Below are 7116 nucleotides of genomic sequence, written 5' to 3' on the forward strand. Positions count from 1 at the left end.
AGTAATCATATGACAAGAATGGCTTTTATCCTCGTCCTGATTGCTTCTGTTAGCCATACTACTTGTATTTGATTTGCTCAGATTGGCTAAACAAAATCCAATAAGTTAAAAATGGAGGTCATAAAATGTTTGAAAGTATGATTGAAAAATTAAAAACCAAACAACAAAAGCTAGTATTTACAGAAGGTTCCGATCCAAGAATTCTTGAGGCTGCAAGCCGTTTAAAAAAAGAAAAGATCCTCGAACCGATACTGTTAGGTGATCCAGAAGAGATACATATTGTATCGCAAAAGTATGGTTTTCTTACAAATGAAATTGAAATCATAGATCCTAAAACATATCCGGCTATAGAATCCATGGTTACGCTGATGGTTGAACTTAGAAAAGGAAAAATGGATGAGGCTACCTGCCGGGAGTCTTTGATGAAAACTAATTATTTCGGTACGATGCTTGTAAAAACAGGGTATGCTGACGGCCTCTTAGGCGGTGCAACCTATTCTACTGCCGACACCGTTCGCCCGGCACTTCAAATTATTAAAACATCACCTGGAAATAGAATTGTTTCAAGCAGCTTTATTCTATATCGCAAAATAGAGAATGCTGAGGAAAAGTACGCTATGGCCGATTGTGCTATCAACTTGAATCCAAGTGAGGATGAACTTGTCGAGATTGCTGTTGAAACGGCAAGAACCGCAAAAGTCTTTTCCATTGATCCAAAAGTCGCTTTATTATCTTATAGTACGTTAGGCTCAGGCACAGGAGAATCAGTTGATAAAATGCGAAATACAGCCACAAAATTAAAGAGCATGAATCTTGATTTTCCAATTGACGGTGAGCTACAGTTTGATGCCGCGTTTTCCAAAGATGTTGCAAAAATAAAAGCGTCACACTCTTCTGTCGCAGGGGAAGCGAACACTTTTATATTCCCAGATATTAATGCCGGCAATATTGGTTATAAGATAGCTCAGCGTCTTGGAAACTTTGAGGCATATGGTCCGATTCTCCAGGGGCTAAATGCACCGATAAATGACCTTTCAAGAGGTTGTAATGCAGATGAAGTTTATAATATGGCAATTATTACTGCTTCTTTAAAAAGATAATTGCAAACATCAAACGATCTTCGAAGCATGGTGTGGAGCATGAGAGGTGGTTTAGCAATGAAGATTCTCATAGTCGGCTATTTTACCGATACCGCAAAATCAAATGTGGCAGGGTATTTTCCGGAAGACTGGGACATTGTAATTGTCCCGCCCGGACAAGAAATGCTGCATCATATTGAAGATTGTCAGGTAATCATACCTGAACATGTAAAAGTGGACCACAGCCTGCTTTCTATGGCAAAAAAATTAAAATTGGTACAGACCGGTGCAGGATTTGATAATGTAGATATCGCTGCCTGTACGCAGCTCGGCATTTGGGTGGCCAATGCTGCAGGAGTGAATGCACAGGCAGTGGCCGAGCATGTAATGGCACTGATATTGTCTTATTATAAGAACATACCGTTTCTTGATTCTTTCATGAAAAACAGGATGGATGAAAATCAATTGGACTATACAGGGAGTGAATTACAGGGCAAAACGATTGGAATTATCGGCTTGGGCGCCATCGGTAAAAAAGTAGCCGAATTTTGCAGGGTTTTTGATATGAATGTGCTGGCTTATGCTAGAAATGCTGTTGTACAGTCTGACGGTTTTGTAAAAATGGCGGCTTTCGATACTCTTGTAAGCGCATCGGACATAATAAGTGTACATATGTCCCTGAATCAGGAAACCAAACAGCTGATCAACAAAGCAGTATTTAAGAAAATGAAGACTACCGCACTTTTTATCAATACCTCCCGCGGCGGGATTGTCAATGAAAGAGACTTGATCGATGCATTAAAAAACAGGGACATTTCCGGCGCATGCCTGGATGTGTTTGAATCTGAACCGCTCCCAACTGACAGTGAGCTCCGGAATCTGGGTAATGTGATACTCACTCCCCATACGGCAGGTATGCCTGACGGTCGCAAATTCCATAAAAAAAGATATGATTTCTTTGTGAATAATATAAAACGTGTAGAGAATGGTGAAGCGCCTGAAAGCAAGCTCAATCAGTTATTATAGTGGTGGGTACAATAAAAATAAGAACCCTGTAAGTTATTGTCCAGGACTCATCTGCACCTTATCAAACACAACCATTATTATTAATTGTCGTTTTCCTCTCAATTTATTTTATCAATTGAATCTAATCACTGCATGCTTGATATCTCAAGCGGCTAAAGCCGAAAGAAACAACCGCGATACAAAGCGCAATTGCGATCGCTGCGGCACCGAGCCAACTAACGCTCATGATTGACGAGCCTCCCATGGCGATTCCACCGATGCCTGCGCCGACGGCAAAACCAAGCTGCACGAAGGAGCTATTCAGACTCAGCATGATACCGGAGGCTGCCGGAGCAAGCGAGATGATATTAAAGCTCTGAGTAAGGCCGAACGTCCAAGCTGAAGTCGCCCACAGCATGATCAGCAGGATTGTAAAGCTTACTGAACCGGAAGTGCTGGACACGAGCGCAAGGGACAACGTCTGAACGGCCATGCTGCCAATGAGCGTACGAGGAGTTCCGAGTCGATCCGCCAGGAACCCGCCAAGTTTAGAGCCGATCAAACTCGCAATGCCCAAGGCGAAAAGAACGCTGCTCATTTCCTGCTCACTCATCGGCCTGAGAGCTGCCAGGAGGGGTGTGATATACGTATTAACCACCGAATAGCCAATAAATACGAAAAATGTCATACTAAGAGCAGCCGCGATATTCGGTCTCTTTAAGAGGGCAAATTGCTCACTGAGGGGAGCCGGCGTTTTGCCTGACAGGGCGGGAAGCAACCGGGCGACCGCTAAAGTCCCCAGCAAACTGAAAAAGCCGATCCCCCAAAAAATCGTCTGCCAATCATACGCTGCTGTGATGATGCGGCCAATCGGGACGCCAAATACCAGTGAGGCACTAAAACCCATGGATATGTTGGACATGGCTTCGCCTTGGCGTCCGGGAGAAGCCAGCTTTGCCGTTATCGCATAGGCGGTGACGACGAAGACGCCCGTTCCGACCCCCATTACGATGCGGGAAGCCATTAAGAAACTAAAGCCCGGAAGGGCGAGTGTTATAGCGATGCCAAATAAAAAAATCGTGAGCGCCAGCAGCAGTTGCCTGCGCTGATCCAGCTTCGCCGTCGCTACCATGACAAGGGGAGTGCCGATTGCACTGGCAAGCGCAAAGGCGGTAATCAGCTGTCCTGCTGTTGCGACCGATACGCCAGCGGAGGCAGCGACTTTATCCAGAATGCCCACGATAACGAATTGCGATGTGCCAATCAAAAAGCTGATCATGGTCAGCATATAAATCTTCCAGTTGTTGTTCATAATGTTCATGTATCCGAAATTCCTCCTATTCGAGGGCTTGCTGATAATACGAGTACATTTTTGGACATTTTAATTCCCTCTTTCGTTTATTTACTAAGTCTATCGTTATTTTTCGTCTCCATACTGCTGTATGACGCATTTTATCTCGCCCTGGAGTTTGTCTATCATGTAGCTAATGGTATCTACTAAGCTTCGCCACCTTCATTATGCATCTAATCGGCAAACAGCCGGTATCTCATTTATACCATATGATTGCCTAATCCTGTCTCAACTAGTTGCAAGCAGCTAACTGTGTATTATAATAGACTTACTCAGGCTGAAAAACAGGAGGATCTTATGTCTGAAGCAATAGATAGACAGCAGGACGAACTAGCCAATATTATTGAATCCTATACCGGTCATGACGGTGTTCATGCGACCGATATTCCGTCTCTATTTTTTAACCGCCAGACAACGATTACCGGACCGGTTTACGGAGTTTTCAAGCCGTCCTTATGCATTGTCGTTCAGGGCGCGAAGGATGTGTGGCTGGCCCAGGAGCGCTTTCGGTACAGCCCTGCCGATTACCTTGTTGCTTCCATTGACGTTCCTGTTATCGGCCAGGTTGTGGAAGCCACGCCCAACCTTCCGTACCTGTCTCTTAAGCTGGAATTTACTCCAAAGCAAGTCTTGGATGTTCTCAGTAATTTAGAAGCTCATCTTGATTCGAAAGAAGACTCTAATCGCGCCATTTTTGTCAGCCGGATTGAGACCTCTTTATTGGATTCGATAATCAGGCTGGTTCGTTTACTGGACAATCCCGTCGATATCCCGGTACTTGCTCCTCTCATTACGAAGGAAATTCTCTATCGGGTCCTTAAGGGACAGCACGGGGGAAAATTAGAACAGATTGCTATCGAGGGAAGCTATACCTATCGAATTAGCAACGTCATTGAACGCCTTGTGCATCGCTATGATCAGTCTTTTCGAATTGAAGATCTTGCCGAAATGGCAAATATGAGTGTTTCTTCCTTTCACCGGCACTTTAAAGAGGTAACCGCGATGAGTCCTCTTCAATTCCAGAAACAACTACGTTTATACGAAGCAAGGCGCTTACTGTTATCTGAATCAGCCGACGCCGCTGAGGTCGCATTTCGGGTAGGCTACGAAAGTCCATCGCAATTCAGCCGGGAATATTCCCGTATGTTTGGCTTTCCGCCAAAAGAAGATATGAAGCGCATGAAGGCTAATTATACTCAACAAATAGATACGTAAAACCATTTGGGGGAGTGCGGTAAAATCCGCACTCCCCCCCTTATATTGTAAGTAATTGAGACAATCAGGCAATCATTCGAGAGAAATGAGATAACAATTGCTAGTCCTTATGAGGCATAATAAGTTTAAGCAAAACCGCTTTAAACAAATGAGACGCATCCGCGGGAAATTAGGAGGGCATATAAATGAAGAAAATGTTAACTCTTGTTTTATCCTTGATTATTATAGTAGCCAGTTTGGCTGGATGCGGCACCCCACAGCCGAAACCTTCCAGTAGCGACCAAAGTAAGACAACCTCTCCCCCTGCCGAAGCCCCGGCTGCAAGTAAAGACGGCAAGAAAGCTTTGGTAGTGTACTTTTCCATGCCGGAAACGACTAACCCTAATAATATGAACCAGGAAGAGGCAAACAGTACGGTAGTAGTGGGCGGTGAAGTTTTAGGCAACACACAATATGTGGCATATTTGATTCAGAAAAATACCGGAGCCGATATCTTCCGTATTGAACCGAAAACGCCGTATCCCACTAATCACAGAACACTGGTAGATATGGCCAAAGCAGAACAGAATAATAAAGCAAGACCGGAACTCGCGTCAACAATACAGAACCTTGGTCAATATGATGTGGTTTTTCTGGGATACCCCAACTGGTGGGCCGACATGCCGATGATTTTGTACTCTTTCCTTGAAAGTCATGATCTGTCTGGTAAAACCATCATCCCGTTCAATACCCACGGAGGAAGCGGTTTGTCTGGTACGGTGAGCACCATTGCCGCATTACAGCCGAACGCCAATGTGATTAAAAACGGATTTACGGTCTCCAGAAATACTGTGCAAAATTGCGCAGATGATGTTACTGCATGGGTAAAGGATTTAGGGTATTAATGCCATGACAAAAAGCAATGGCATTAATGCTGGTGCTGGACTAAAGCAGATACCCATGTCCAACAATGACATGCCGCCCAACTAGAAAAGCCTGCCGATACGGCAGGCTTTTCTCAAAGATATTGCTCAAGGAGAAATTATAGAGATGAAACCAAAACCAATCGGTAAGATTGCAATTGATTTCTTTTCGACAGCAGGCTTGTTGTTGCTTATGGCATACGGGCTTATAGGAGAAGCCGTCCACGAATGGGCAGCATAATAGCAATATCTGGAACCTGCAATCACAAATGCTTTCCATAGAACCCAGTTAATTTATCAACGGCCTGGTTCACATACTCCGGGACCCAATACGTCTGAATATGGGTTGCTCCCTTGATCAAGAACACTTCCTTGTCATTTGTGCCAGTTGCTGCAGCAAAGGCCTGTTCGGTCATATAGAAGGTATCCGCATTGCTGCCGGCTATCATCAGTAACGGCTGGCTGATCAGATTCATATTATTAGCCGCATCAAACGTGACTAAATAAAGAGTGCTGCTCACCGTATAGCGAAACGTGGAATTCGGATGTGCGTGCGTCTTACCATAGTATTCATAACCTTCACTATATAAATCCGGCATTTTTGCAAGCTGTTCCTTACTCAGTTCCATATCCAGCATGTCTGGCGTATATTGCACTTCACCGCCAGCAACTTCCTGTGCTCTGGCCGCCGAGGCTTGCTGCAAACGCTTTTGAATAGTATCCTTCTGAGAATCCAAGAAACCATCACGGCGGACAATTCCCGTATTGAACATACTAAGCGTTGCTACCGCTTTAAAACGCTTATCAGTTTGCGCTGCCTTCAGCGTATAGCCGCCACCACCGCATATGCCCAGGATTCCCAGGCGTTCTGTGTCAACTCCCGGGTAAGAAGAAATTACATCTGCCATACCATGAATGTCTTCAACCCGATAAGTCGGTTTATCAACATTGCGCGGGTAACCGCCGCTTGCTCCCTGGAAAGAGGCATCTGCCGCAATGGTGATATAGCCCTTTTCAGCCATACGCTGTGCATAAAGACCTGCTACCTGTTCCTTGACTCCGCCATTAGGATGCGCAACAACAAGTGCCGGATATTGTTTTTTACTTGCCTTATCATAGCCTGCTGGCGTATACACATTGGCCGAAATCTTTATGCCATTTAAATTATACGTAATCGGATGAATATTCACCTGACCAGGGACATTTCGAGTAATTGCTCCCTGATAAACCAGATCAAACGGATTTTCATTCGAGCTTTTGATTGTGTTTGGATCTACTTCCTGCAAGGCTCTCTTTTCCATTTTTACAGCGGGATGACTGCCTCGCTTCAACTCCTGTGCACTAACTTCCTGCCCGCCATATCCAATGCCCATCAGCCCTAATGCTAACATTGCTATACTTAATTTTAATTTCAAGTTCATGAAAACTCCTTCTTTCTTCTCTAGAATTACCGTTGCCAATATGCCACAGCTTATCCTGCCAGCCCCCGGCAGCCCCCAAGATCATCACACCAATATCCCCCTTTCCTTGTGAAACAAGCTTGATTATCCATAATATATATGAG

General features: G+C 44.6%; 7 protein-coding genes. 4 read left to right on the top strand and 3 right to left on the bottom strand.

What is annotated here, in order from left to right:
• The first annotated feature begins 125 nt into the window (after window positions 1-125).
• Window positions 126-1100, top strand: coding sequence for a phosphate acetyltransferase (gene pta / locus VN379_RS06675; protein ID WP_325532092.1), 975 nt, complete (start codon window positions 126-128; stop codon window positions 1098-1100).
• Window positions 1101-1157: 57 nt separating this feature from the next.
• Window positions 1158-2105 (top strand): NAD(P)-dependent oxidoreductase, encoded by a 948-nt coding sequence (locus VN379_RS06680; protein ID WP_325532094.1) that lies wholly within the window; start codon window positions 1158-1160, stop codon window positions 2103-2105.
• Window positions 2106-2226: 121 nt separating this feature from the next.
• On the opposite strand, the gene VN379_RS06685 is transcribed toward VN379_RS06680, so the two are convergent.
• Entirely contained in the window at window positions 2227-3405 is a 1179-nt protein-coding gene (locus VN379_RS06685) for an MFS transporter (RefSeq protein ID WP_325532096.1), read from the bottom strand.
• 327 nt (window positions 3406-3732) lie between these two features.
• On the opposite strand from VN379_RS06685, the gene VN379_RS06690 reads away from it, so the two are divergent.
• Both VN379_RS06690 and VN379_RS06695 read left to right on the top strand, forming a co-directional pair.
• On the top strand, window positions 3733-4650 hold the full coding sequence (locus VN379_RS06690) for an AraC family transcriptional regulator (protein WP_325532098.1): 918 nt from the start codon (window positions 3733-3735) through the stop codon (window positions 4648-4650).
• A 185-nt stretch (window positions 4651-4835) separates the two neighbouring features.
• Entirely contained in the window at window positions 4836-5534 is a 699-nt protein-coding gene (locus VN379_RS06695; protein WP_325532100.1) for a flavodoxin, read from the top strand.
• A 281-nt stretch (window positions 5535-5815) separates the two neighbouring features.
• Here VN379_RS06695 and VN379_RS06700 read toward each other — a convergent pair whose 3' ends face one another.
• Both VN379_RS06700 and VN379_RS06705 read right to left on the bottom strand, forming a co-directional pair.
• Window positions 5816-6973 (bottom strand): alpha/beta hydrolase, encoded by a 1158-nt coding sequence (locus VN379_RS06700; RefSeq protein WP_414714965.1) that lies wholly within the window; start codon window positions 6971-6973, stop codon window positions 5816-5818.
• The coding region (locus VN379_RS06705) for a hypothetical protein (RefSeq protein WP_325532104.1) at window positions 6894-7116 on the bottom strand (223 nt) is incomplete at its 5' end. The genes VN379_RS06700 and VN379_RS06705, both read right to left, overlap by 80 nt.

The organism is Sporomusa sp. (assembly GCF_035561255.1).
In the GTDB taxonomy this organism is placed as follows: Bacteria; Bacillota; Negativicutes; order Sporomusales; family Sporomusaceae; genus Sporomusa.